General features: G+C 64.8%; 26 protein-coding genes and 1 tRNA gene. 19 read left to right on the top strand and 8 right to left on the bottom strand.

Annotated features, from left to right (window positions below):
- The first annotated feature begins 113 nt into the window (after positions 1-113).
- The 8 genes from rpsU to BJP62_RS06885 all read left to right on the top strand — a co-directional run bounded on the left by rpsU (position 114) and on the right by BJP62_RS06885 (position 6572).
- The gene (gene rpsU, locus BJP62_RS06920) at positions 114-326 is read left to right on the top strand and encodes a 30S ribosomal protein S21 (RefSeq protein WP_070528210.1); all 213 of its coding nucleotides are present in this window, start codon (positions 114-116) and stop codon (positions 324-326) included.
- Positions 327-417: 91 nt separating this feature from the next.
- Complete coding sequence (locus BJP62_RS06915; protein ID WP_070528208.1) at positions 418-858, top strand: GatB/YqeY domain-containing protein; 441 nt, start codon at positions 418-420, stop codon at positions 856-858.
- Positions 859-870: 12 nt separating this feature from the next.
- On the top strand, positions 871-2748 hold the full coding sequence (gene dnaG, locus BJP62_RS06910) for a DNA primase (protein ID WP_070528206.1): 1878 nt from the start codon (positions 871-873) through the stop codon (positions 2746-2748).
- 162 nt (positions 2749-2910) lie between these two features.
- Complete coding sequence (rpoD, locus tag BJP62_RS06905) at positions 2911-4779, top strand: RNA polymerase sigma factor RpoD (RefSeq protein WP_236943676.1); 1869 nt, start codon at positions 2911-2913, stop codon at positions 4777-4779.
- Positions 4780-4802: 23 nt separating this feature from the next.
- A tRNA-Ile gene (locus BJP62_RS06900) sits at positions 4803-4879 on the top strand.
- Between the two features lie 510 nt (positions 4880-5389).
- The gene (locus tag BJP62_RS06895) at positions 5390-5815 is read left to right on the top strand and encodes an OmpA family protein (RefSeq protein ID WP_168163813.1); all 426 of its coding nucleotides are present in this window, start codon (positions 5390-5392) and stop codon (positions 5813-5815) included.
- 11 nt (positions 5816-5826) lie between these two features.
- Positions 5827-6288 (top strand): hypothetical protein, encoded by a 462-nt coding sequence (locus BJP62_RS06890; protein WP_070528199.1) that lies wholly within the window; start codon positions 5827-5829, stop codon positions 6286-6288.
- Positions 6289-6377: 89 nt separating this feature from the next.
- The gene (locus BJP62_RS06885) at positions 6378-6572 is read left to right on the top strand and encodes a hypothetical protein (RefSeq protein WP_070528196.1); all 195 of its coding nucleotides are present in this window, start codon (positions 6378-6380) and stop codon (positions 6570-6572) included.
- 48 nt (positions 6573-6620) lie between these two features.
- On the opposite strand, the gene BJP62_RS17950 is transcribed toward BJP62_RS06885, so the two are convergent.
- Positions 6621-8333: a chitinase gene (locus BJP62_RS17950; protein ID WP_168163812.1), complete on the bottom strand. Its 1713-nt coding sequence runs from the start codon at positions 8331-8333 to the stop codon at positions 6621-6623.
- A 214-nt stretch (positions 8334-8547) separates the two neighbouring features.
- Positions 8548-11010: a glycosyl hydrolase family 18 protein gene (locus BJP62_RS06875; RefSeq protein WP_070528194.1), complete on the bottom strand. Its 2463-nt coding sequence runs from the start codon at positions 11008-11010 to the stop codon at positions 8548-8550.
- A 381-nt stretch (positions 11011-11391) separates the two neighbouring features.
- Between BJP62_RS06875 and earP the strand changes: the two genes are divergently transcribed.
- Positions 11392-12522: an elongation factor P maturation arginine rhamnosyltransferase EarP gene (earP, locus tag BJP62_RS06870; RefSeq protein ID WP_236943675.1), complete on the top strand. Its 1131-nt coding sequence runs from the start codon at positions 11392-11394 to the stop codon at positions 12520-12522.
- Positions 12523-12570: 48 nt separating this feature from the next.
- Positions 12571-13137 (top strand): elongation factor P, encoded by a 567-nt coding sequence (gene efp / locus BJP62_RS06865; RefSeq protein ID WP_070528190.1) that lies wholly within the window; start codon positions 12571-12573, stop codon positions 13135-13137.
- A gap of 57 nt (positions 13138-13194) precedes the next feature.
- On the opposite strand, the gene BJP62_RS06860 is transcribed toward efp, so the two are convergent.
- Together BJP62_RS06860 and rpsT are read right to left on the bottom strand one after the other, a co-directional pair.
- Positions 13195-14286, bottom strand: coding sequence for a M48 family metallopeptidase (locus BJP62_RS06860; protein ID WP_070528189.1), 1092 nt, complete (start codon positions 14284-14286; stop codon positions 13195-13197).
- A 223-nt stretch (positions 14287-14509) separates the two neighbouring features.
- Positions 14510-14776: a 30S ribosomal protein S20 gene (gene rpsT, locus BJP62_RS06855; RefSeq protein WP_070528187.1), complete on the bottom strand. Its 267-nt coding sequence runs from the start codon at positions 14774-14776 to the stop codon at positions 14510-14512.
- Positions 14777-14956: 180 nt separating this feature from the next.
- On the opposite strand from rpsT, the gene murJ reads away from it, so the two are divergent.
- Positions 14957-16492: a murein biosynthesis integral membrane protein MurJ gene (gene murJ, locus BJP62_RS06850; protein ID WP_070528185.1), complete on the top strand. Its 1536-nt coding sequence runs from the start codon at positions 14957-14959 to the stop codon at positions 16490-16492.
- Between the two features lie 53 nt (positions 16493-16545).
- On the opposite strand, the gene BJP62_RS06845 is transcribed toward murJ, so the two are convergent.
- The 4 genes from BJP62_RS06845 to BJP62_RS06830 form a co-directional block, all read right to left on the bottom strand.
- Positions 16546-17088 carry a hypothetical protein gene (locus tag BJP62_RS06845; RefSeq protein ID WP_145927137.1) on the bottom strand — a complete coding sequence of 181 codons (543 nt, stop codon included), beginning with the start codon at positions 17086-17088 and terminating at the stop codon, positions 16546-16548.
- 4 nt (positions 17089-17092) lie between these two features.
- Positions 17093-18151: a histidinol-phosphate transaminase gene (hisC, locus tag BJP62_RS06840; protein WP_070528180.1), complete on the bottom strand. Its 1059-nt coding sequence runs from the start codon at positions 18149-18151 to the stop codon at positions 17093-17095.
- A gap of 92 nt (positions 18152-18243) precedes the next feature.
- Entirely contained in the window at positions 18244-18957 is a 714-nt protein-coding gene (locus BJP62_RS06835) for an SAM-dependent methyltransferase (RefSeq protein ID WP_070528178.1), read from the bottom strand.
- Complete coding sequence (locus BJP62_RS06830) at positions 18954-19553, bottom strand: Maf family nucleotide pyrophosphatase (protein ID WP_070528176.1); 600 nt, start codon at positions 19551-19553, stop codon at positions 18954-18956. Before BJP62_RS06830 ends, BJP62_RS06835 begins: the two co-directional genes overlap by 4 nt.
- 90 nt (positions 19554-19643) lie before the next feature.
- On the opposite strand from BJP62_RS06830, the gene BJP62_RS06825 reads away from it, so the two are divergent.
- The 8 genes from BJP62_RS06825 to fabF all read left to right on the top strand — a co-directional run bounded on the left by BJP62_RS06825 (position 19644) and on the right by fabF (position 26002).
- Positions 19644-20138: a DUF177 domain-containing protein gene (locus BJP62_RS06825; protein WP_168163811.1), complete on the top strand. Its 495-nt coding sequence runs from the start codon at positions 19644-19646 to the stop codon at positions 20136-20138.
- A gap of 40 nt (positions 20139-20178) precedes the next feature.
- Complete coding sequence (rpmF, locus tag BJP62_RS06820) at positions 20179-20358, top strand: 50S ribosomal protein L32 (RefSeq protein WP_070528171.1); 180 nt, start codon at positions 20179-20181, stop codon at positions 20356-20358.
- A gap of 102 nt (positions 20359-20460) precedes the next feature.
- Complete coding sequence (gene plsX, locus BJP62_RS06815) at positions 20461-21507, top strand: phosphate acyltransferase PlsX (protein WP_070528169.1); 1047 nt, start codon at positions 20461-20463, stop codon at positions 21505-21507.
- Positions 21508-21528: 21 nt separating this feature from the next.
- Complete coding sequence (locus tag BJP62_RS06810; protein ID WP_070528167.1) at positions 21529-22485, top strand: beta-ketoacyl-ACP synthase III; 957 nt, start codon at positions 21529-21531, stop codon at positions 22483-22485.
- 89 nt (positions 22486-22574) lie between these two features.
- Entirely contained in the window at positions 22575-23504 is a 930-nt protein-coding gene (fabD, locus tag BJP62_RS06805; protein WP_070528165.1) for an ACP S-malonyltransferase, read from the top strand.
- A gap of 83 nt (positions 23505-23587) precedes the next feature.
- A complete protein-coding gene (gene fabG / locus BJP62_RS06800; protein ID WP_070528162.1) occupies positions 23588-24331 on the top strand; it encodes a 3-oxoacyl-ACP reductase FabG in 744 nt (247 codons plus the stop codon).
- Between the two features lie 102 nt (positions 24332-24433).
- Positions 24434-24673, top strand: a complete 240-nt coding sequence (gene acpP, locus BJP62_RS06795) for an acyl carrier protein (RefSeq protein ID WP_070528160.1) — start codon at positions 24434-24436, stop codon at positions 24671-24673.
- 84 nt (positions 24674-24757) lie between these two features.
- The gene (gene fabF, locus BJP62_RS06790; protein WP_070528159.1) at positions 24758-26002 is read left to right on the top strand and encodes a beta-ketoacyl-ACP synthase II; all 1245 of its coding nucleotides are present in this window, start codon (positions 24758-24760) and stop codon (positions 26000-26002) included.
- Positions 26003-26013 lie beyond the last annotated feature (11 nt).

Genomic DNA, 26013 nt, shown 5'->3' with positions numbered 1-26013 from the left:
TACCGGCTTGATCCGCCACAGCAAAGCGGACGGTTTTGACATCGGTGCCGCGTTCTGGAATAATGCGAAACTTTCATCCAAGTGTCCCACACAGATTAACAGGATATCGCTCGATGCCTTCCGTACGTGTTAAAGAGAACGAGCCGTTTGAAGTAGCAATGCGCCGCTTCAAGCGCGCAGTTGAAAAGACCGGCCTGCTGACCGAACTGCGTTCGCGCGAGTTCTATGAAAAGCCGACCGCTGAGCGCAAGCGCAAGCTCGCTGCCGCAGTGAAGCGCCACTACAAGCGCCTGCGCAGCCAGACCCTGCCGCCGAAGCTGTACTGATCGGACTTCGTCCGAGCGCAAAAGGCCGCCTGAGAGCGGCCTTTTGGTGTTTTTGCCGTGCCTTGTGCATTCCCCATGAGAGAGTCCGCCGATGAGCCTGAAAGCCCAGATCCAGCAAGACATGAAGACCGCGATGAAGGAAAAGCAGGCGACCAGGCTTGGTACCATCCGCCTGCTGCTTGCGGCGATCAAGCAGCGCGAAGTCGACGAGCGCATCGAACTCGACGATGCGGCGATCACCGCGGTGATCGAAAGAATGCTCAAGCAGCGTCGTGACAGCATCGAGCAGTACGTTGCCGCCAGCCGCGAGGATCTGGCCGACGTCGAGCGCGCCGAAGTCGAGGTGCTGAAGGATTACATGCCGCAACAACTGTCGCACGACGAGATCGCTGCGGCGGTCGACGCCGCGATCGCAGCGCACGGCACCACGCCGGCGGCGATGGGCAAGATCATGGGCGAACTCAAGGCCGGGCTGGCCGGCCGTGCCGACATGGCCGAGGTCAACAAGCTGGTCAAGGCACGTCTGGCTTAATCCGGCGTTTCGATGGCCCGCATTCCCGAGTCCTTCATTCAGGACCTGCTCAACCGCGTCGACATTGTCGACGTGGTCGAGCGCTATCTGCCGCTGAAGAAGGCTGGGCAGAACTATCACGCCTGCTGCCCGTTCCATAAAGAGAAGACGCCGTCGTTCACCGTCAGCCAGAGCAAGCAGTTCTACCACTGCTTCGGCTGCGGCGTGCACGGCTCGGCGATCAGCTTCGTGATGGAGTACGAGGCCTTGCCGTTTCCCGATGCGGTGCGCAAGCTCGCCGAATCGGTCGGGCTGACTGTGCCGCAGGAGGCCGGCGGCGCCCCCGATGCGCCGCGTGCCGAGCCGGGCGTGTTCGATGTGCTCAAGGCGGCGTGCGACTTCTACCGCCAGCAGCTCAAGACCGCGCCGGCGGCGATCGCCTACCTCAAGGGGCGCGGGCTCGACGGCAAGACCGCGGCGCGCTATGGCCTCGGGTACTCGCCCGGCGGTGACGACTGGCAGGCGCTGAAGCAGGTCTTTGCCGATTACGACTGGAACAAGCTGGTCGCCGAAGCCGGGCTCGTGATCGACAAGGAAGACAGCAAGCGCCGTTACGACCGTTTCCGCGACCGGGTGATGTTTCCGATCCAGAACCAGCGCGGTTCGGTGATCGGTTTCGGCGGCCGCGTGATGGGGCAGGGCGAACCCAAATACCTGAACTCGCCCGAAACGCCGGTATTCGAAAAGGGGCGCGAGCTTTACGGCCTGGCCCAGGCGCGGGGCGCGATCCGCGATACCAATCGGGTGCTGGTGGTCGAAGGGTATATGGACGTCGTGATGCTGGCGCAGCACGGCGTCGAGTACGCGGTCGCGACGCTCGGTACCGCCTGCACGCCGGAGCACGTGAAGAAGCTGCTCAAGCTGGCCGACGACGTGGTGTTCTGCTTCGATGGCGACCGTGCCGGCCGCAAGGCGGCGTGGCGCGCGCTCGAGAACAGCCTCGAGCTGGTCGCCGACGGCAAGAAGCTGACCTTCCTGTTCCTGCCGGCCGAGCACGACCCGGATTCCTATGTGCGCGAATTCGGTCGTGAAGCGTTCGAATCCCGCATGGTGCAGGATGCGGTGCCGCTGGCGCAGTTCCTGTTGCGCGAGCTCTCGTCGCAGGTCGAACTCGAAAGCGAGGAAGGGCGGGCCAGGCTGATCCATCTGGCCAGGCCGCATCTGGTCAAGGTGAGGGCGCCGGCGTATGCGCTGATGCTGAAAAAGCGACTGGCGGAATTGTGCCGGCTGGAAATGGGCGAACTCGACCTCATCTTGGGTGGCGAGAGCGCTGCGCAGAATGCGTCCGTGCAGCCGGACTATCCGCCCGAGGGCGAGCGCCCGTATTACGGCAGGCGCGACGACGACGGTGATCGCTGGCGTGGGCGCGGCAAGGGGAAATGGCGCGACCGGGATCGCCCGTTGGCACCGTTGCCGCGGCCAAAATCGCGGCGCGACCCGTTGACCCAGGTGCTTCAGCTGGTGCTGACAGAGCCCGCGCTGGCCGTTCGCGCCGAGCCGCTCTGGCAGGACTGGCCGCGCGACGGCCGTGCCGGGCTGCTGGTCGAGTTGTTGCAGGCGGCGAGGGCGCATCCGCAGTTCGAGCGCGGCTCACAATTGCTGGAACTCTGGCGGGACGAGCTGTCGTACACCGAACTTGCCAGGGCATTGACGCAGGGCGCCGCCGAGTTCGAACGGATGGCGCCCGAGGAGCGCGAGGTGGAGTTCGCGGCAGTATTGGCAATGGCGGCGCAGGCGCTGAGCCGGCCGGCTACACTGGATCGTCGGGCCGAGCTGGAATACCGCGCAGCCCATGGTGGCCTGACCGAAGTCGAGAAGCAGGAGTACCTGGCATTGCTGGCTTCACGCTAGTAGTGCCGGTCCCGGCGCGGCTACGAGGCTGTTTTATCTGATATAATCCTCGGTTTTTCCGAATCTTTCCGAGTCCAACGAGTCATGGCGGCTGATCAAGAATTTGACAAAGAAGACCTCGATCGCAAGCAATCGCGCGATGCGAACGATGATGCTTCCGATATGCTCGACCCTGAAGTTCGCAAGGCGAAGTTCAAGTCGCTGATCGTTCAGGGCAAGGAGCGCGGCTACCTCACCTACGCCGAGATCAACGACCATCTGCCTGAAGACATGCTCGACGCCGAGCAGATCGAAGGCGTGATCAGCATGATCACCAATATGGGCATCCAGGTCTATGACGAGGCGCCCGACGCCGAAGACCTGCTGATGTCCGACGCGCCGGCCGCCGTCGCTGACGATGATGCGGCCGAAGAAGCCGAAGCGGCGCTGTCGTCGGTCGATGCCGAGTTCGGCCGCACCACCGACCCGGTGCGGATGTACATGCGTGAAATGGGTACGGTCGAACTGCTGACCCGCGAAGGCGAAATCGAAATCGCCAAGCGGATCGAGGAAGGCCTCAAGCACATGATCACCGCGATCTCGGCCTGCCCGACGACGATCGAGACGATTCTCGAGCTGGTCGACAAGGGCCTCAACGACGAGATCCGTATCGACGACGTCATCGACGGCTTCATCGACCCGAATGCGGTCGAAGAAGAGGCGCAGCCCGAGCCGCCGGTGACCGAGGATGATGCCGCCGACGAGGACGAAGACGGCGAAGAGGAAGAGGACGACGGCGGCGCCAGTGCTGCGGCGGCCAACCTCGAGCTGCTGAAGACGCAGGCCCGCGAGCATTTCGACATGATTCGCGGCCACTACGAGAAGATGCTCAAGGCGCTGGCCAAGGACGGCCCGCACGGCAAGGCCTACCTCGAACAGCAGCAGCACATCGCCGAAGCCTTCCAGGTCATCCGTTTCTCGGCCCGCCAGACCGAGAACCTGTGCGATCAGGTTCGCACCATGGTCGACGAGATCCGCAGCCACGAACGCGAGATCATGGACCTGTGCATCCAGCGCGTGCGGATGCCGCGCGACTATTTCATCAAGAACTTCCCGGGCCGTGAAACCGACCCGTCGTGGGTGCTTGAAGAGCTGGCCGCGAACAAGCCGTACGGCGAGATCCTGACGCGCTACCAGCATGCGATCATGGAAAAGCAGGAAAAGCTCGGCGAGCTGCAGACCCGCGCGATGCTGCCGATCAAGGACCTGAAGGAAATCAACCGGCAGATGTCGACCGGTGAGGCCAAGGCCCGACGCGCCAAGCGCGAAATGATCGAGGCCAACCTGCGTCTGGTGATCTCGATCGCCAAGAAGTACACCAACCGCGGCCTGCAGTTCCTCGACCTGATCCAGGAAGGCAATATCGGCCTGATGAAGGCGGTCGACAAGTTCGAATACCGCCGCGGCTACAAGTTCTCGACCTACGCGACGTGGTGGATCCGTCAGGCGATCACCCGTTCGATCGCCGACCAGGCGCGGACGATCCGGATTCCGGTGCACATGATCGAAACGATCAACAAGATGAACCGGATCCAGCGGCAGATCCTGCAGGAAACCGGCATCGAGCCGACGCCGGAAGAGCTGGCCGAGAAGATGGAGATGCCCGAGGACAAGATCCGCAAGATCCTCAAGATCGCCAAGGAACCGATCTCGATGGAAACGCCGATCGGCGACGACGACGATTCGCATCTGGGCGATTTCATCGAGGACTCGGTGACCGTGGCGCCGGCCGAGGCCGCCGTCTACGCCGGCCTGCGCGAAGCGACCAAGGAAATCCTCGACACACTGACCCCGCGCGAGGCCAAGGTGTTGCGGATGCGTTTCGGTATCGACATGAATACCGACCATACGCTCGAGGAAGTCGGCAAGCAGTTCGACGTCACCCGCGAGCGGATCCGGCAGATCGAGGCCAAGGCGCTGCGCAAGCTGCGTCACCCGACCCGGTCGGAGCGCTTGAAGAGCTTCCTTGAAAGTCTGGGCAACGAGCAATAAGATAGGGCCCCTTGTCAGTACACGGGCCTTTAGCTCAGTCGGTTAGAGCAGAGGACTCATAATCCTTTGGTCGTGGGTTCGAGCCCCACAGGGCCCACCAGAAATTCCAGCAATATCAAGCTGTCATCGAAAGGCCGGACGCCAAGCGTCCGGCCTTTTTTATGCCTGTACACATCGGGCGTCTTTGCGCGAGTTGCCGGATGCCCAGATGAAAGCCGGGGCTGCCGCGCATCTTCTCCGGCAATACCGAGTCGCCCATCTCCTCACGTACCGGGCTGCACCCACTACGACGCCCGGCAGTGCCGCAGCGCCAGCGGATGGCTCGGCTGCCCGTCCATGCTGCCAAGTGCCGGCGACAACCCGCCAAGCCGGCCGCAACTACAGCCGGCTTTCTGCGCCGATGCCAGAGTCATGCTCGTCTGATTGGCTTTGTGAACTTTTATTCGATTTTGGTGACAGAGATTTGTTGATCTGGTGACAGAAAGTAGTTGTCTTGTTGATGGATGTTCATCGCTGCATCTTTCTGATTACCCGATGCCAGCTCCGATGTGTCGGGGCTGTTTTCAATCGTATCTGCTGAATTGGAGGTTTTATGTCCCGTCTGCTTGTCATGATCGCCGCTGTCCTGTTGTCCGCATGTGCGCAGAATCCGCCGTCCGGTGCCGAAGGCGCACAGAGCAAGCCGGCAGTGAAGGCTGCGTCGGCCGAGGTCGCGAAGGCGGGCAGCACGCCGGGCGCAGCAGTGACTCGTGCCGATCCGTCGCTGGTCAGGTTCGCGACCCAGAGCGTCAAGCTCGACGAGCAGGCGCAGGCGCAACTTCCGCTGCTGCTGGATCAGGCTTCGGCGGCCAAGCGCATCGTCATTACCGGTTACTGCGACCGCAAGGACATCGGCAATGCCAAGGCCGCGGCGATTGCACGGGCCAACAACGTCAAGAATGCCCTGGTGAAACTGGGGGTGCCGGCCAAGAAGATTCGGGTGAAATACTCGACCGACGAGGCACAGCACGCCGCCAAGGTCGAGTTCTCGAACTGAGGCTGGGCGCCATGGGCAAATACACCCGCAAGGCCGACCGCCTGGCGCGGATGGGCCCGGACGAGCGCGAGGCGTTCGAGCTGGCGAATCGGGGTATCCGCCTCGGTGCCGAAGGCCGTCATGCCGAAAGTGTCGAGCAATGGCTGCTGGCGGCGGAAATGGCAGCGCAGTCCATGCCCGAGGAGGCGATCCGTTTCTGGATCGACAGTGGTCTGGCCGCGGCGCTGTACGAGGTCGGCCGCTATCGCGAGAGCATTGTTGCGGCCGAACGCGCCCGGCCGTTCTGCCTGTCGCTGCCGCAGCCGGCGGTGTCGGCGTCGTTGTCGCTGGCACGCTCGTGGCTGGCGCTCGGCGAAACCGCTGCCGCTTTGCCGTATCTGCGCGAGGTTCTGCAATGGGTGGGGGAGGAGCGGTTGCCCGAACTGTTCGACCCGGCGCTGCATCCGAAACTGCGCATGCTGCTGGGTGACTGAGCCGCTGCCGATTGGGGTTCCTGCTTATGGCGGGCCGTATGCAATATATGTTGCTATTCGCAACGTTGTATTGTTTACGGGGCCTTCGCATGAACCAGACGGATTTGAAGTTGCGCGGTTGCGCGCTCGGCGCTGTGTACAAGACCGGTGATCTTTGCCTGCAGGCCGGGCTGTGGAAGTGCCTGACGACCAAGCCGCAGGTGGTCGTGATCCAGCGGAACGAGCGATTTCCCGATGTCGGCGGTCGCGAGGTGTTCTGGCATCTGACCGGCTATATCGGCTGAGCCCGAGGGCTCGACAAGGGCGCCGCCGATGCGGCGCCCTTGCTTTGCTTATTGCGGCAAGGCGTCGAAGTAGGCGCGGTGCTGGGTCGAGAATTCAAAGTTGTTGAATTTGTCCCAGTTCACCGACCACGTCATCAGCCCGCGCAGGCCCGGGTAGGCGGCCGACGGCTTGTAGTTGCCGCAGCCGGCCGCTTTCATCAGGCAGTTCAGCGCCGTGTGGACGTCGGCGACGCTGGTGAAGCCGCCGCCGGCGTTGCCGTTGGCCGGCAGGCCGATGGCCACCTGTTCCGGCCGCAGCGCCGGGAACTGGAAGTTCGTCCCCGCAACCTTGAAGCCCTTGAGCAGCATGTCGGTCATCGCGACGTGGAAGTCGGCGTTGCCCATTGTGTGGTACTGGTTGTCGAGGCCGGTGATCGGGCCCGAGTTGTAGTCCTGCACGTGCAGCAGCGTCAGGTCGTTGCGCATGGCGTAGATCACCGGCAGATAGGCGCCGGCGCGGGTGTCGCAACCGGCGCAGGTGCCGCCGTAGAAGCTGTAGCCGAGCTGGACGAAGAACGTCTCCGGCGCCATGGTCAGCGTGAACTGGTCGCCGTAGCGCTGTTTCAGGCTCCTCAGCGCGCTGATCAGGTTGACGATCACCGGTGAGGTCGGCTTGGCGACATCGTTGTCGCCGGCGTTCAGCTGCAGCGAGTGGCCTTCGAAGTCGATGTCGAGGCCGTCCAGCCCGTACTTGTCGATGATGCTCGATACCGAATTGACGAAGTTGGTCGCGGCCGCCGGCGTCTCCAGCCGGACCTGGCCGTTGGCGCCGCCGATCGAGATCAGCACCTTCTTGCCCTTGGCCTGCTTGGCCTTGATCGCGGCGATGAATTCGGCTTCCGGTTCGACGTTCGGGCATTCGGTCGACGGGCATTGCCTGAACGCGACCTGGCCCGAGGTGGCCGATGTCGGCTCGGCGAACGACAGGTTGATGATGTCCCATTTGTCGGAGACGTCGTTCATCCGGATGTAGCCGGAACCGTTGGCGAAACTGGCGTGCAGATAGCCGACCAGCACGTGCTTGGGCAGGCCATCATTGCCCGGCGTTGGCGTTGGCGTTGGCGTTGGCGTTGGCGTTGGCGTTGGCGTTGGCGTTGGCGTTGGTGTCGGTGTCGGTGTCGGTGTCGGAGTCGGAGTCGGAGTCGGAGTCGGGGTCGGGGTCGGGGTCGGGCCGACCGGGCCGCAGGCGCCGAGATCGTTCCACGGCTTGCCATCGCCGACATTGCTCGAGGGTACGTCGCCCTGCGTCCACCACTTGGCCGAATAGCTGCGGCCGTTATGGCTGACCGTGGCGCCGCCGTTGTACGCCGTCGTCGACGACCAGGCCGCGGCGCTACAGTTGCCCGACGGCGTTGGCGTTGGCGTTGGTGTTGGTGTTGGTGTCGGCGTCGGCGTCGGCGTCGGCGTCGGCGTCGGCGTCGGCGTCGGGGTCGGCGTCGGGGTCGGGGTCGGGGTCGGGGTCGGGGTCGGGGTCGGGGTCGGGGTCGTGCCGCCGCTCGTGCCGAGGTCCTTCCACAGCGTCGGTGTCGACGCCGGATTCCAGCCGGCACCGGTGTAGGCGGTATGGGTGACCAGTGCCTGATAGTCGCGACCGGCGTAGCTCACCGTGGTGCCGGCGGAGTAGGTGCTGCCTTCCTGCCAGGCAGGGGCGGCGTGGGCGGCCATGATGCCGGCGGCAAAGACGACGCCTGCGAGCAGGCGGGTCAGAAGTTTCGATTGCATGGGTGGATTCCTGTGTTTGAACGCGCAAAAGCACCCCGGCAGGAAAACCGACCTCATTCGGCGGCTACGCCTGTGCATCGCGTCCCCGTCCGATGCCCGGAATCCTCATGGACTTCATGTCCATTCCGGTTCCTGTGCTTCGGGCGGGACCACGCTGCTTTGGCTCGCTCGCCGATTGAGGCCGGTTCTGGCCGGGGTGCGGGTGGCTAGCGGATTACTTGATGGCCTTGATCAGGTCCTGGCACTCGGCGGCACTGACGTTTTCGCCGCAGGTGGCGATCTGGTCCTGCGGCTTGCCGTCGGCGGTGTCGGTGATCAGCTTGTTGCCGAGCACGTGGTTGACGGCGTTGAGGTTGTAGCCGTTGTCCTGCTCGATCTGCCAGAAGAACACCCCGGCCAGCCCCTTGTCCTTGGCGTACTGCGCCTTCAGGCCGGCGGTGCGCGGGGTTTCGAGCGAGATGTACGACCAGCCGCTGGCGCCTACCGGGTTCACCGCGTAGTCGGCGTTGGCCGCCTTGTCGGTGTACAGGTGGTAGCCGTTGCGCGGCTTGAGTTCGCGGTCGAAGTAGTTCTGGTACAGGTCGTAGCCTTCGACCACGCCGGCTTCCCAGCTGCCGATGCCGGCGATGCCGGTGATGAACGCCGCACCGGTCCAGTTCGGATCGCCGAAGCGCGTGTCGCCCTTCAGACCGTTGCCGTACTCGGAGATGTCGCCCGGCAGAATGGCCTTGCTGCGGTGGTAGTTGGCCACGCCGATCATCATCTTGTCGAACGGCACGCCGTACTGGCGGTTCAGGTACTCGATCATCCAGCTGGCCGACGAACCCGTGGACGAGCCGTTGGCGTTCGGGTTGTTGTACAGCGGGGTGTGGTGGCTGATGTTGCGTTCCCACGCGCCGGTCAGGTCGTAGGTCATCACGTACAGCCGGTCGAGATACTGGTTGATCTCGGTCCACGCCAGCTTGTCGATCTTGCCCTGCGTCGCCGGAATCGCCGACGACAGCCGGTACTTCTTGCCGGTCTTGACCGTGAGCCAGTCCATCGCCGCACGCAGGTCCTTCAAGAGCTGCAGATAGGTCTGCGCATCGTCCGGCCGTGCCATGCCGGGCACTGCGCCGTCGCTCGCCGGGTACTCCCAGTCGATGTCGATGCCGTCGAAGTCGTAGCGCTCGAGGAAGGCGACGATCGAATCGACGAATACCTTGCGGCGGGTCGGATCGGACGCCATCCACGGGAAGCCTTCCGACAGCGTCCAGCCGCCGACCGACAGGTCGAGCTTCAGGTTCGGATTGGCCTTGCGGAGGTTGTACAGCACGCCGAACACGCCGCCGACGTCGTCCTTGCCGATCTCGTACATGCCCTCGATGCCCGAGATCTTGGCGGTCTGGCCGCCCGGCTGGTTGCGCAGGAACGCCGCCTCGTAATCGGCCATCGCCATCGCGCCGTCCGGCAGCTTGGTCGTGCCCAGGCCGCAAGTGCGGTTGACCGCCGCAGGTGCCGTGGTCGGGAAGCCCGGATCCTGGGTGTTCTTCGCCGCCGGGAAGCAGATGCCGGCAAAGCCGTAGACCAGACGGTCGAGGTTCTGCACCGGCAGCTTCGAGAAGTCGAAGCGGCGGCCGTAGATTGCCCAGTCACCGAGGTAGGCCACGCGTTCCTGACTGGCCTGCGTGCTGTAGACGTTGTGCTGCAGCGCCAGCGTGCCCGGGGCCAGCTTGGCGACGCGGGCGCCGGTATCGGCATCGAAGCCGGGGTGGTTGCCGCCCGGATCGGTGGCCGGGTTGACGCCGCCGCGCGTGCCGGCCGGCGCGGTCGAGGCGGTGTTGGCGATGCGGGCTGCGCCGATCGTGCCGGCCGGTTTGACGACGCCCGAATTCGGGTTGCCGGTCACCGGCTTGGCGGTGCCATAGTCGATGTTGTTCGGCACGCTGACCGGGCACAGGTCGGCCTTCGGCACGCCGACCAGTTTCCACTGGTTGGTGTAGACGGTGCTGTCCGGCGGAATCGCATAGGTATCGACCAGCGCTTCGTACGCTGCACCCTTGTAGCCGACGACCTTGCCCTTCGGATAGATCTTGTTCGATACCCAGTCCGGCGCGCAGAACGGCGCGGTTGGTGCCGGCGTCGGGCTGGGGCCGCCCGGGGTCGGGGCCGGCGTGGCGCAGACACTGTCCGGCTGCCACAGCGACGGCACACTGGCCGGCTCCCAGCCGGTCTGCGTCGTATGGGTGACCAGCGCCTTGTAGCTGCTGCCGTTGTACAGCACCGACTTGCCGGCGGTGACCGAGAGGCCGGCGGTCCAGACCGGGCAGCCCGACGGCGCAGGCGTCGGCGCGGGCGTCGGCGCGGGCGTCGGAGCAGGTGTCGGAGCAGGTGTCGGAGCAGGTGTCGGAGCAGGTGTCGGAGCGGGTGTCGGAGCAGGCGTCGGCGCGGGTGTCGGGCTGTCGCCGGTGACGCCGAGGTCTTTCCACAGCGTCGGCGTCGCCGCAGGGTTCCAGCCGGCGCCGGCGTAGGCGGTATGGGTGACCAGCGCCTGATAGTCGCGGCCGTTGTAGCTCACGGTGGTGCCGGCGCTGTAGGTGTTGCCCTCCTGCCAGGCCGGGGCGGCGTGGGCGATCATGACGCCGGCGGCCATCAGCAAGGCCGCGCAGAGCCGGGCGGCGTGTTGTTTTTTGTTCATCGATCTCCGTCCTACTGGTTGTTTATGGAATGTCTGCATTGCACGTATCAGCTACGTGAAATACACATTCATTTTTTCTGTCAATCAGCTTTGCCTCAATGGCCTGCACAGCCCGAATGTCACGCAGAAACAGCCGGTTATCCAATTGGTATTAAGGTGGCGACGGGAAAGGACCAGCAGGAAGGCGCGGCCGAGGCGGGGCTTGCGCGGTGCGCGATGCGGATCGGATAGAATCGGTGCCCGAATCAAATCAAGGGCCGACCGCCGAACGGCAAGAACCGATCGACGGCCAGTACGTCTACATCCAATGTATCTCCCGATTTCCTTCCCCTTGCCATGGATCGCCAAACCGCATTCGAACGACAGTCTCCGGGGCGTGTCGTGACGCCGCGCCGCTGGGACGTGTTCTGCAGGGTCGTCGACAACTTTGGCGACATCGGCGTCTGCTGGCGGCTGGCGCGGCAGTTGCACGACGAGTTCGGCCTGCACGTCGTGCTGTGGATCGACGATCCGGCCAGCCTGGCCAGGCTGTGCCCCGATGCGTCGGCGCATGCGCGCACCCAGTGGCTGGACGGCGTGACGGTCGAGCGCTGGGATGCCGATACCGTCGTCGACGAACTCGGCGAGGTCGTCGTCGAGGCTTTTGCCTGTGCCGTGCCGGCGTCGGCGGTATCGCTGATGCGCACGCTGGCGGTGCCGCCGGTGTGGCTGAATCTCGAATACCTGTCGGCCGAGGACTGGGTGAGCGGCTGCCACCGGCTCGCCAGCCCGCAGGGCCACGGGCTGCAGAAGTATTTCTTTTTCCCCGGTTTTACCGCACAGACCGGCGGGCTGATCGCCGAACGCGAAACGCTCGCCGCCCGCGCCGGCTGGGGCGCGCATGCACGTGCGCACCTGCTGGATACGCTCAGGGTGAAACCGCGGGAAGGCGCCCTGCTGGTCTCGCTGTTTGCCTACGAGAACGACGCGCTTGCCGGCCTGCTCGACGCCTGGGCGGGCGGCAGATCACCGGTGCATTGTCTGGTGCCCGAAGGACGCATCCTGCCGCAACTGAACGACTGGCTGGGCACGCCGCTGGCCGTCGGGGACACCGTCGTCCGCGGTGCACTGACGATCAGCGTGCTGCCCTTCGTGCGCCAGACCGATTACGACCGGCTGCTGTGGAGTTGCGACCTCAACTTCGTCCGCGGCGAGGACAGCTTCGTCCGTGGGCAATGGGCCAGGGCACCGCTGGTGTGGCACATCTACCGTCAGGCTGACGACGCACACCTGATCAAGCTCGACGCGTGGCTGGCGCTGTGGCTGGCCGGCTTGCCGCAGCCGGTGCAGGCCGCCGCGACGGATTTCATCCGCGCCTGGAATCTTGGCCAGGACGCCGCCGCGGCATGGCCGGGCTTTGCCGCTGTGCTGCCGCAACTGCGCGCGCACGCCGGGCCGTGGGCCGAACATCTGCTGGGTAACGGCAATTTGGCCGGCAATCTGGTCAACTTCACGCGGTCCAAGTTAAAATAGCGAGTTATTTCAAACTCCAACCGCCATTTTGCTGTTCAGGAATCCTGCATGAAAACCGCACAAGAAGTCCGCCCGGGTAATGTGATCATGGTCGACGGCCAGCCGCTCGTCGTCCAGAAAGCCGAATACAACAAGTCCGGCCGCAACTCCGCGGTCGTGAAGATGAAGATGAAGAACCTGCTGTCCGACGCCCCGTCGGAAGCGGTCTACAAGGCCGACGACAAGTTCGACGTCGTCGTGCTCGACAAGAAGGAATGTACCTATTCCTACTTCGCCGACCCGATGTACGTGTTCATGGACACCGAGTACAACCAGTACGAAGTCGAAGCGGAAAACGTCGGCGAAGCCGTCAACTTCATCGTCGACGGCATGGATGACGTCTGCGAAGTGACGTTCTACGAAGGCAAGGCCATCTCGGTCGAACTGCCGACGACCATCGTCCGCGAAATCGAATACACCGAGCCGGCCGTCCGTGGCGACACGTCGGGCAAGGTGATGAAGCCGGGCAAGCTCAAGGGCTCGGGTTACGAGCTGCCGGTGGCGGCCTTCATCGAAATCGGTGACCGCATCGAAATCGACACCCGCACCTACGAGTTCAAGAAGCGCGCTGCCTAAGCGCCTTTGCGCACACGACAAAACGGCCACCCTCGGGTGGCCGTTTTGCTTGGCGGCTTATTCCTTCGTCGCCGGCTGGCGGGCGGCGATTTCCTTCTGGATCGCTTCGAGCGCAGCACGTGCTTCGTCGGCCTGCTTTTCGGCGTGTGCCAGATCGTCGGCACCGCTGCTGTCCACTTCGGTGACGACCTGCTCGGCCTCGGTCGCCGCGGCGGCACCGAAGTCCTCGTGCGACAGGCCGAGCGAGCGCTCGGTCGCACGCTGCTGGTACTTCTGGTAGGAAGGGATTGCGACCGCGGCCATCACGCCGATCATCGCCACCAGAATCAGCGAACCGGCCGCGCCGGTACCGGCGTTCGGAACGAACAGCGCCAGCGCGAAGGCCAGCGGGTTGCGGCCCGGCATCACCGGCTCGCGGCCATCGGCGAGTTCCTGCACTGCGTACATGCGCTTGGTCAGCCACGGATAGCTGGATACCAGTTCGTGGAACGACATCCAGAAGCCGCGCGACCAGTCGATCTGGCTGCTGTAGCGCTGGACGTCGACCTTGCGGTAGCTGCCGCCGGCGGCGAGCGTGGCGATCGCGCGCTGGGCGTCGAGCGGGTTGCTGCAGCAGGCCAGGCCGTGGCGGTCGCAGGTGTATTCCTGCGCGCGGCGGTAGGCGGCGCCGAGGAAGGGAATCCAGCTGACGATCATCAGGAACGGCGCCCAGTTCAGATGGTTGCGGCGCAGGTGGCCGAGCTCGTGGCCGATGTAGAAGTCGATCGCGTCCGGATGGTCTTCGAGCGCGTCGAGCACCGACGAGAACAGCACGATGTAGCGGCGGCCGAGGAATTTGGTCGCCAGCGCGTTGAGCATGCCGTCGGCCTGCAGCACGAAGGCGTCCGGCACATCGCGGATCTGCAGCTTGCGCGCGCATTGCTCGATGCGCTGGTACAGCTGCGGCATCTGTTCGGCGGTGATGTGGACCGCGGTGCCGCGCAGATAGGAGATGAAGGCCGACTGCGTCAGCAGGTAGACCAGGAAGCCGATCAGCACATACAAGAGCGCAATGCCCAGCGTGCCGAGCACCAGCGCCAGCCAGACGATGCCGGCCAGCACCGCCATGACCACGAACAGCGTTTTCTCTTTTCCATAGACCAGACTCATGAACGGCATCCTTCCTTGTTGTTGATCGGGTAAACCGTCATGATGGCCAAACATTTCTTGGTGTGAAAGTATTTTGGCAGCTGGCGTTGGATGATGTCGCGTAAACGAAAAAACCCCGGCATGGCCGGGGCTGGGGGGAGAAGCTGCTTGTACCGCTGCCGGGTGTAGCGGCAATAAAAAACCCCGACCGGGGTCGGGGTTTCTTGTCTTCCTGTGTCTGCGCTTAGGCAGCCATTGCCTTCACGGCAGCGGACAGGCGGCTCTTGTGGCGAGCGGCCTTGTTCTTGTGGAAGATGTTCTTGTCGGCAATGCTGTCGATGATCGACACCGATGCCTGGTAGGTCGCTTGTGCGGCAGCCTTGTCACCTGCTTCGATCGCCTTCAGCACCTTCTTGATCGCGGTGCGGAACGCCGAACGCTGGCTGGCATTGTGTTGGCGGGCTTGTTCAGCCTGACGCGCACGCTTGCGAGCTTGGGCGCTGTTAGCCATATTCAGTCAACTCCAAAAAACGGATGGGATGGAAAATCGGGCGTGGCCCGAAGCCAGCCACTTGAAAACCCGCGATTTTATCGTTTCGTTCCCGTCGACGCAAGCCCGGATACAAATGCACACTGCCCGGGACGGGTGGACGGCGTATCATCCGCAGCGTTTCCAACGTTGCTGGCTGCCATGAATCTTCTCAAATCGCTCGCCGCGGTGAGCTCGATGACGCTGGTGTCGCGCGTCCTCGGATTTGCCCGCGATGCCATCGTTGCCCGCATCTTCGGCGCGGGGATGATGACCGACGCGTTCTTCGTCGCCTTCAAGCTGCCCAACCTGCTGCGGCGGATTTTTGCCGAGGGCGCGTTCTCGCAGGCTTTCGTGCCCATCCTCGCCGAATACAAGAAGCAGCAGGGCGACGAGGCGGCCAAGGTTTTCGTTGCCTACATCGCCGGCCTGTTGACGCTGGTGCTGGCGCTGGTGACCGCGATCGGCATGATCGCCGCGCCGTGGGTGATCTGGGTCTCGGCGCCGGGCTTTACCGATACGCCGGAGAAGTTCGCGCTGACGAGCTCGCTGCTGCGGATCACCTTCCCTTATATATTGCTGATCTCGCTCGGCTCGCTGGTCGGTGCGGTGCTCAATACCTGGAACCGCTTCTCGGTGCCGGCATTCGCGCCGACCTTCCTCAACATCAGCATGATCGTGTTTGCGCTGTGGCTGACGCCGTACTTCGACCCGCCGGTCATGGCGCTCGGATGGGCGGTGCTCGCCGGCGGCGTGCTGCAGCTCGGCTACCAGCTGCCGCACCTGAAGAAGATCGGCATGCTGGTGCTGCCGAGGCTGAACCTGAAGGACACCGGCGTCTGGCGCGTGCTCAGGCAGATGGGGCCGGCGGTGCTCGGCGTGTCAGTGACGCAGGTGTCGCTGATCATCAACACGATCTTCGCGTCCTTCCTCGTTTCCGGCTCGGTGTCGTGGATGTACTACGCCGACCGGCTGATGGAGTTCCCGTCCGGCGTGCTCGGCGTCGCGCTCGGCACGATCCTGCTGCCGTCGCTGTCGAAAACCCACGCCAGTAACGACAGCGCGGGCTACTCGGTGCTGCTCGACTGGGGGCTGCGGCTGTGCCTGCTGCTTGCTTTGCCGTCGGCGGTCGGGCTGGCGATCACCGCCGAGCCGCTGACCGCGTCGCTGTTCCAGTACGGCAAGTTCAGCGCCCACGATTCGCTGATGACCCAGTACGCGCTGATCGCGTATTCGGTCGGTCTGGTCGGGCTGATCCTGGTCAAGGTACTGGCGCCGGGTTTCTACGCGCGGCAGAACATCCGCACGCCGGTGAAGATTGCACTGCTGACGCTGGCGGTGACCCAGCTGATGAACCTGGCCTTCGTCTGGCACCTGAAGCACGCCGGGCTGGCGCTGGCGATCGGTCTTGGCGCGTGCTTCAACGCCGGGCTGCTGTTCTGGAAGCTGCGCAGCCAGCGCATCTATCAGCCGCAGCCGGGCTGGCGGATGTTCTTGATCAAGCTGCTGGTCGCCGTTGCCGTGATGGCCGCGACGCTGTGGGGCGTGATGATGCTGATGCCGGCCTGGGACAGCGGCCATATGGCGTCGCGGCTGCTGCGGCTGGCGCTGCTGATTTCGGCGGGGATGCTCGCCTATTTCGGTGCACTGGCGGCGCTCGGCTTCCGGCTCAGGGATTTTTCTCGCCGGGTCGCCTGACCGGCCTGCTTGACCACAAAAAAAACGCCGGCTTGCCGGCGTTTTTTTATGCCTCAGCGGCGAAGAATCAGCATCACCGCGGCGCCGAGCGCGAGCAGCGCGCCGCCGATCAGCCAGTGCGACGGCGACGGGTGAACGCCACCGCGAACGTCGAGCGCCAGATCGTGGACCGTCAGCGTCTGCGCGCCGATCGCGGTGACGCTGATCTCGAGCGCGCCGCCGCGTTCGAGTTCGATCGGCGCCAGCCCCAGCCGGGTCGGCGTGCGGTCCGGCACCGTATCGCCCGAAGTCTTGGCGTCGACGAAGACCAGGACGTCCTTGGCGAGCGGCAGGCCGTTCTGGCGGACCTCGACGACGAAGTCGGCACGGGTCTCGGGGCCGAAGCGCCGGCCGCCGACATCGCCCTTGAGCACGATGCCGACCGGCCCCTGATCGGCGCGTACATTCAGCGAAACCGATTGCGGCGCCGCGGACTGCTGCAGCGCATGGCTGCCGAGCAGCGTGCCCGAGAAGAAGCGCGCATAGACATACCAGCCGGGGCCGACGGCAAGCCCGGCGATCAGCAGCAGGCACCACATCCAGCGATTCGGGTCCATCGCCTCACCCCAGGGTCGCGTGCAGCGCGGCGAGCAGCGCGTCGCACTCGGCGTCGGTGCCGATCGAGATGCGCAGGTGCTGGTCGATGCGCGGTGCCTTGAAGTGGCGGACGATCACGCCGTGCTCGCGCAGGGCGGCGGCAAGCCGGCCGGCGTCATGCTGCGGGTGACGGGCGAAGATGAAGTTGGCCGCGCTCGGCAGCACGTCGAAGCCCAGCTCGGTCATCGCTGCGCTCAGCCGTTCGCGGCTGGCGATCACCTTGGCGCAACTGGCGCGGAAGTACGCATCGTCGGCGAACGATGCGCTGGCACCGGCGATGGCGAAGCGGTCGAGCGGATAGGAGTTGAAGCTGTTCTTGACGCGTTCGAGCGCGTCGATCAGCGCCGGGTGGCCGATCGCGAAGCCGACGCGCAGCCCGGCGAGCGAGCGGCTCTTCGACAGCGTCTGCACGACCAGCAGGTTCGGGTAGCGCGCGGTCAGGCCGATCGCGCTTTCGCCGCCGAAGTCGATGTAGGCCTCGTCGACGACGACGACCGCGTCGGGCTGGCGCACCAGCAGGCGTTCGATGTCGGCCAGCGGCATCAGGCGGCCGGTCGGCGCATTCGGATTCGGGAAGATGATCGCGCCGGCGTCCTGTTCGTAGTCGGCGACGTCGATCTCGAACGCGTCGTTCAGCGGCACCGTCCGGTAGTCGATCTGGTACAGCCCGCAGTAGACCGGGTAGAAGCTGTAGCTGATGTCCGGGAACAGCAGCGGCCTGTCGTGCTTGAGCAGGGCGCAGAACGCGTGTGCCAGCACCTCGTCCGAGCCGTTGCCGACGAAGACCTGTTCGCGGCGGACATCGTGGTAGGCGGCGATCGCGTCCTTGAGCTGGTCGGCGTTCGGGTCCGGGTACAGCCGCAGCGCGTCGTTGTTGGCGTCGTGCATTGCCGCGAGCGCTTTCGGTGACGGGCCGTACGGGTTCTCGTTGGTGTTGAGCTTGACGAGTTTTTGCAGCTTCGGCTGTTCGCCCGGGACGTACGGGGTCAGCGTGTGGACGATCGGGCTCCAGAATCGGCTCATGGCGGTCTCGGTGGGCAGGGATGGGTCGAGCCTACCGCAGCACGCCGGCATTCCCAAGTGCCGGCGCGCTACGGCGTGTTCGGGGCGTCGGCTCAGTCGGCGCTGAGCACGAACACGGTCGGCCGCTTGTGCAGCTCCGGTTTGGGCGCGCGACGCCACTCGGCGACGGTCCGGCTGCCGATCCATTCGCCGGCGCCGGTCAGCTCGCGTGCAACGGTGATGTGCGTGCCGGGGCTGCAGTGCTGGACCAGTGCGGCGAACAGCGCGTCGTTGCGGTACGGCGTTTCGATGAACAGCTCGGCCTGCTTTTCCTTGCGCGAGCTCGCCTCGAGATTGCGGATCGCCGTCATCCGTTCGCCGTCGCCGGCCGGCAGATAGCCGTTGAAGCGGAACTTCTGGCCGTTGGCGCCGGACGCCATCAGCGCCAGCAGGATAGCCGACGGCCCGACCAGCGGGACGACGCGGACGCCGCGCGCATGCGCCAGCCGCACCAGCCGGGCGCCGGGGTCGGCGACGCCGGGGCAGCCGGCTTCGGACATCAGCCCGACATCGTGGCCAGACAGCAGCGGCGCCAGCAGCCCGGCGAGCTCGCCGTCCTTCGTGTGTTCGTTCAGCTCGCCCATCGTCAGGCTGCGCAGTTCGTGCGGCGTGCCGAACAGCTTGAGATGGGCGCGGGCGGTCTTGGGTGCCTCGACGACGAAGTGCGTCAGCGTGCGGGCAACGGCCAGCGCATCGGCCGGCAGGACGCTGGCGAGCGTGTCGTCGGCCAGCGGCACCGGAATCAGGTAGAGGATGCCGCTGCTCATAGGATGTCGACGCCTTCGTTGTTCAGCATGTCGACCAGCGCAATCAGCGGCAGGCCGATGATCGCTGCCGGGTCGGTCGATTCGATCGCGGCGATCAGTGCAATGCCGAGTCCCTCGGTCTTGGCGCTGCCGGCGCAGTCGTACGGCTGCTCCTTCAGCAGGTAGCGCTCGATGGCCGCATCGTCGGCGTTGCGCATGGTCACGCGGGTGACGTCGGTGTGCGTCTGGGTGCGGCCGGTTGCTGCGTTGTGCAGCGCCACGGCGGTGTGGAATTCGATTGTCCGGCCGCGCATGGCCCGGAGCTGGGCGACGGCGCGCTCGTGGGTGCCGGGCTTGCCGAGCTGGACGCCGTCGAGCAGGGCGACCTGGTCCGAGCCGATCAGCAGCGCGCCGGGGAAGCGCGACGCCAGCGCGACGGCTTTGGCGACGGCCAGCCGCAGGCTGGTCTGCGCGGCGGTTTCGAGCGGAAGCGGCGTCTCGTCGACGTCGGGGCTGGCGGTGTCGAACGGCAGGTGCAGGCGTTCGAGCAGTTCGCGCCGGTAGCGCGAGGTGGACGCCAGCACGAGGGCCGGCGAGCGAAGCGTTTGTTTTTGCATTGGAAATCCGTCGCACCGGGCGGAAAGGTTTTGACATCGGCAGGCGGCAAATTATATCATGCGCGGTTTCTGGTTCGTTGGCTCATGGGTATGACGGTCATTCACAGCGCCGAATTTGCCCGCGAGGGCAGCGTGCTCGACGGGGTGATCCCGGTTGCGGCGATGTCGCGGCTGAGTGATCAGCTGGCAAGCAATGGCGGCGAAATTCGCTGGTCGCTTGCCGGATCGGTCGACCGGTTCGAGCGTCCGCGCCTGACCGTGACCGTGTCGGGCGAGTTGCAGCTCGTCTGCCAGCGTTGCCTTGCGCCGATGGCGTGGTCGCTCGATGTGGACACCGTACTGACGCAGTTTCCGACCGAGGAGCTGGCCGACGAGGCCGCGGAACTCGACGAAACGCTCGAAACGGTGCTGATCGACCCGGCACTCGATGTACCGGCGCTGATCGAAGAAGAAGTGCTGCTGGCCCTGCCGTACGCGCCGCTGCATGTGCAGTGTGCCGCGCCCGGTGACGAGCCGCTGCAAGGCAATACCAAGCCGAATCCGTTTGCTGTCCTGGCTCAAATGAAAACCAGGAAAGCGGAGTAACTGAAACAGTAGTTTTTTCTGGTTTTCAAGGAGTTTTATCATGGCCGTTCAACAGAATAAGAAGTCCCCGTCCAAGCGCGGCATGCATCGTGCTCACGATTTCCTGACCGCCCCGGCGCTGTCGGTTGACGCGCAAACCGGCGAAGTGCATCGCCCGCACCACATCTCGCCGAACGGTTTCTACAAGGGCCGTCGCGTGATCAAGGCCAAGGGCGAATAAGTCCTGCGTAAAAACGCGTTTATAACCAATCGGTTATGATAACGGCGCAAGCGAGTTGTCTCGCTTGCGCCGTTCGCCATTCTGGAATCTAGCTTGTCTGCCATGGACATTACTGTCGCTGTCGATGCGATGGGCGGCGACCACGGGACACATGTCACCGTGCCGGCCGTCCTGCGCTTCCTCGACCAACACCCCCACGTCAATGTCGTCCTCGTCGGCCTGCCCGATGCGATCGATGCCGAGCTCAAGGCGCACAAGGCGCAGCCTGGGCCGCGTCTGCGCGTCCACGCCGCCAGCGAGGTCGTGACGATGGACGAGTCGCCGCAGTCGGCGATGAAGAACAAGAAAGATTCGTCGATGCGCGTGGCGATCAACCTCGTCAAGTCCGGCGAGGCGCACGCCTGCGTGTCGTCCGGCAATACCGGTGCGCTGATGGCGACGGCGCGTTTCGTGCTCAAGACCATCGACGGGATCGAGCGTCCGGCCATCGCCAAGATGCTGCCGTCGGTCAAGGGGACCGAAACCTGTGTGCTCGACCTCGGTGCCAACGCCGATTGCACGCCGCTGCAGCTGGTGCAGTTCGCGGTGATGGGCTCGTCGCTGTTCGCGGCCATCAAGGGCAAGGACGCGCCGGCGATCGGCCTGCTCAATATCGGTTCCGAAGACATCAAGGGCACTGAGACCATCAAGGCCACCGCCGAGCTGCTGCGGGCGAGCCGGATGAACTTCGCCGGCAACGTCGAGGGGAACGACCTGTACTCGGGCGTTGTCGATGTCATTGTGACCGACGGATTCACCGGCAACGTCGCGCTGAAGACGTCCGAAGGCATCGCCAAGATGATGGAGCGTTTCCTGCGCGAGGAATTCACCCGCAACGTGTTCACCAAGGCGCTGGCGATGCTCGCGTGGCCGGTGCTGTCGCGCTTCAAGAAGCGCATCGATCCGCGCCGCTTCAACGGCGCGTCGCTGGTCGGCCTCAAGGGCATCGTTGTCAAAAGTCATGGCGGTGCCGACCGGATGGCGTTCTACTGGGCGCTCAAGCAGGCGGCCGACGAGGCGAGCGCCGGCGTGACCCAGCGCATCGCCGAACAGGTGCAGCAACAACTTGCCGACCTCGCAGCCCATCCGGCCGCGGTGGCGGACCACTAAACCCACACGCAGGAAGCATTCATGTACGCGCGCATCGCCGGAACCGGCTCCTACCTGCCTGAACACATCCTGACCAACGAGGCGCTGGCCCAGCGCGTCGACACCAGCGACGAATGGATCGCCAGCCGTACCGGCATCCGCCAGCGCCATCTTGCCGCCGAGGCCGAAACCACGTCGGATCTGGCGCTCAGGGCCGCCGAGCGTGCACTGGCCGCGGCCGAGACCGAGCGCAGCGAAGTCGACCTGATCATCGTCGCGACGACGACGCCGGACCACGTGTTCCCGTCGACGGCGTGCACGGTGCAGGACAAGCTCGGGCTGCACGGTTTTCCGGCGTTCGACGTCCAGGCCGTCTGTGCCGGCTTCGTGTATGCGCTGACCGTTGCCGAAGCGATGATCAAGTCCGGCGCAGTCCGCTGTGCCGTCGTGATCGGCGCCGAAAAGCTGTCGAACATCATCGACTGGAACGACCGGACCACCTGTGTGCTGTTCGGCGACGGCGCCGGCGCGGTGGTGCTCAAGGCGTCGGAAGAGCCGGGCATCCTCGCGTCGAAGCTGCATGCCGACGGCCGCTACCGCGACATCCTCAAGACGCCGGGCCACCTGAAGCAGGGCCAGGTCGAAGGTTCGCCGTGGATCTACATGGACGGCGGTGCGGTGTTCAAGTTCGCCGTCCGCGCGCTGGCCGACGTCGCCAACGAGACGCTGGCCGCGGCCGGGGTCGAGCAGGCCGACGTCGACTGGCTGGTGCCGCACCAGGCCAATCTGCGCATCATCGAGTCGACCGCCAAGCACCTGCATCTGAGCATGGACAAGGTGATCGTCACCGTCGACCGGCACGGCAACACCTCGGCAGCGTCGATTCCGCTGGCGCTCGACGAGGGCGTCAGGAGCGGCAAGATCCGGCGCGGGCAGACCGTGCTGCTGGAGGGCATCGGCGGCGGTTTTGCCTGGGGATCGGTACTCTTCAAATACTGATGAAAACGGCGCAGTGATGCGCCGTTTTAACGTTCAAATAACTGTTTGAATTCGACGCCCGGTGTCGCCGGGCCGACAAGGAGCTAGAAATGGCATTGGCTTTCGTCTTTCCGGGCCAGGGCTCGCAATCGCTGGGCATGATGAACGGCTTTGCCGACGACGCGTCGGTGCGCCAGACCTTCGCCGAGGCGAGCGACGTGCTCGGCCAGGACCTGTGGGCGATGTGTGCCGACGGCGCCGATGCCGCGGTGATCAACGCCACCGTCAACACCCAGCCGCTGATGCTGACTGCCAGCGTCGCGATCTTCCGTGCCTGGCGTGCTGCCGGCGGCGCGGCGCCGGCATTTGCCGCCGGCCACTCGCTCGGCGAATACAGCGCGCTGGCCGCCGCCGGCAGCATTGCGTTTGCCGATGCGGTCAGGCTCGTGCGGCTGCGCGCCGAGGCGATGCAGGCTGCGGTACCCGAAGGCGAGGGCGCGATGGCGGCGATTCTCGGCCTGCCGGACGACGTGATCGTCGCCGCCTGCGTCGAAGCGGCGCAGGGCGACGTGGTCGAAGCGGTCAACTTCAACTCGCCCGGCCAGGTCGTGATCGCCGGCAGCAAGGCGGCGGTCGAACGCGCGATGGCACTGTGCAAGGACAAGGGCGCCAAGCGCGCGCTGCCGCTGCCGGTGTCGGTGCCGTCGCACTGCGCGCTGATGAAGCCGGCGGCCGAGAAGCTCGCCGTCGCGCTGGCGCAGATCCACGTTGCCGCGCCGGAGTTTCCGGTGATCCACAATGCCGATGTCGCCGCGTATACCGATCCGGCGCAGATCCGCGACGCGCTGGTCCGCCAGCTGTACCAGCCGGTACGCTGGGTCGAGTCGGTGCAGCGCATCGCCGCCGACGGTGCGACCGTCTTCGCCGAATGCGGTCCGGGCAAGGTGCTCAGCGGCCTCGACAAGCGCATCGCCGACGGCGCGCAGCACGCTGCGCTCGGCGATGTGGCCGCGTTCGACGCACTGAAAGCGCTGCTGTAATCCGTCTGGTTTAGTCTGGTGCGCCACGGCGCACCGCGTCATGATCCGGTGCGGCAGCGCCGCACCGTTACAAGGAAGCTGCAATGAGTCTCGAAGGTAAAGTCGCGCTGGTGACCGGCGCATCGCGCGGGATCGGCAAGGCCATCGTCCTCGACCTGCTGGCACAGGGTGCCACCGTGATCGGTACCGGCATCACCGAAGACAGCGCGGCCGCGATCAGCGGCTACATCGCCGAGGCCGGTGGCAAGGGCCGCGGCGTGGCGCTCGAAGTGACGACCGACGGCGCCTGCGAAGCCGTTGTCGACGCGATCGAAAAGGAGTTCGGCGCGATCCACATCCTCGTCAACAACGCCGGCATCACCCGCGACAACCTGTTGATGCGGCTGAAGGACGAGGACTGGGACGCGATCATGGACACCAACCTCAAGCCGGTGTACAAGCTCTCCAAAGCGGTGATCCGCGGCATGATGAAAGCCCGCTGGGGGCGTATCATCAACATTGCCTCGGTCGTCGGTAGCACAGGCAATGCCGGCCAGACCAACTACGCGGCGGCCAAGGCTGCACTGTTCGGTTTCACCAAGTCGCTGGCCAAGGAAATCGGCTCGCGCGGCGTGACCGTCAACGCGGTGGCGCCGGGCTTCATCGACACCGACATGACCCGCGGTTTGGCCGACGAACACAAGGCCAAACTGCTTGAAAACATCACGCTCGGCCGCCTTGGCGAGCCGCGCGAGATTGCAGACGCGGTCGGCTTTCTTGCCAGCGACCGTGCCAGTTACATTACCGGCCAGACCTTGCACGTCAACGGCGGTATGTATATGAATTAACGTGTATTTAACCAAGATCATCCGGCCCGCATTGGCGTGGCGGCTTTTTTTGGTACAATGCGTCCGCTTTTTTTATCCCTTGAAAGGCTTGGAGTTTTATCCATGGAAAACATCGAACAGCGCGTGAAGAAGATCGTTGCCGAACAACTTGGCGTGCCGGAAACCGACGTCAAGAACGAGTCCTCCTTCGTGAACGACCTCGGCGCCGACTCCCTCGACACCGTTGAACTCGTGATGGCCCTCGAAGAAGAGTTCGAGTGCGAAATTCCGGACGAAGACGCCGAAAAGATCACCACCGTCCAGCAAGCGATCGACTACGTTTCGGCCAATCTGGGCAAGTAATCCGCTGCATCCAAGACCTCTGCCGGACACCGTTGGTGCCTGGCAGGGGTCTTGTTCCATTCGGCGTATCAATCGGAGAGTAATGTGTCCAAACGCAGAGTAGTGATCACCGGCCTCGGCCATGTGTCCCCCGTCGGCAACGATGTTGCCACCGGCTGGGCCACCCTGCTCAAAGGGCAGTCCGGCATCGGCAGGATCACGCGCTTTGACGCGAGCGACTACGCTTGCCAGATCGCTGGCGAGGTCAAGGACTTCGACATCAGCCAATACATCTCGGCCAAAGATGCGCGCCGGATGGATACCTTCATCCACTACGGCATTGCGGCCGCGTTCCAGGCGATTGCCGACGCCGGCCTCGATGACGCACCCGGCCTCGACAAGACCCGCGTCGGTGTCAATATCGGCTCCGGCATCGGCGGCCTGCCGCTGATCGAGGAAATGGGCGGGACGCTGCTGGCCGGTGGCCCGCGCAAGATCGGCCCGTTCTTCATTCCCGGTTCGCTCGTCAACCTGATTGCCGGCCATGTCACGATCTACAAGGGCTTCCAAGGGCCGAGCTACGGCATCGTCTCGGCGTGCACGACCGGTGCGCACTGCATCGGCGACGCGGCGCGGATGATCCAGTACGGCGATGCCGACGTGATGGTTGCCGGCGGTGCCGAAGCGACCGTGACCGGTCTGGGCATCGGCGGCTTTGCCGCGATGAAGGCGCTGTCGACCCGCAACGACGACCCGGCGACCTCGTCGCGGCCGTGGGACAAGGGCCGTGACGGCTTCGTCATGGGCGAAGGCGCCGGCGTGCTGGTGCTCGAGGAATACGAACACGCGGTCAAGCGCGGCGCGAAGATCTACGCCGAGTTCGCCGGTTTCGGCATGAGCTCGGACGCGCACCACATCACCGCACCGAGCGCCGAAGGCCCGGCCCGCGGCGTGGCCAATGCGCTGCGCGATGCCGGCATCAACCCGGACGAGGTCGACTACGTCAACGCCCACGGCACGTCGACGCCGCTCGGCGACGCCAACGAGACCACCGCGCTGAAGCTCGCTTTCGGCGACCACGCCAAGAAGCTCGTCGTCAACTCGACCAAGTCGATGACCGGCCACCTGCTCGGTGGCGCCGGTGGCGTCGAGGCCGTGTACTCGGTGCTGGCGCTGCACAACCAGGTGTCGCCGCCGACCGCCAACATCTTCGAGCAGGACGTCGAAGGCGGTTGCGATCTGGACTACGTTGCCGACGGCGCGCGCGAGATGAACATCCGCGTGGCGATTTCCAACAGCTTCGGCTTTGGCGGTACCAACGGCACGCTGGTGTTCAAGCGTCTCGTCTGAGTTCGCGACGA

This window comes from Jeongeupia sp. USM3 (genome assembly GCF_001808185.1).
Classification (GTDB): Bacteria; Pseudomonadota; Gammaproteobacteria; order Burkholderiales; family Chitinibacteraceae; genus Jeongeupia.
The sequence above is the reverse complement of the archived record's forward strand: the minus strand, read 5'-3'. Positions and strand labels throughout refer to the sequence as shown.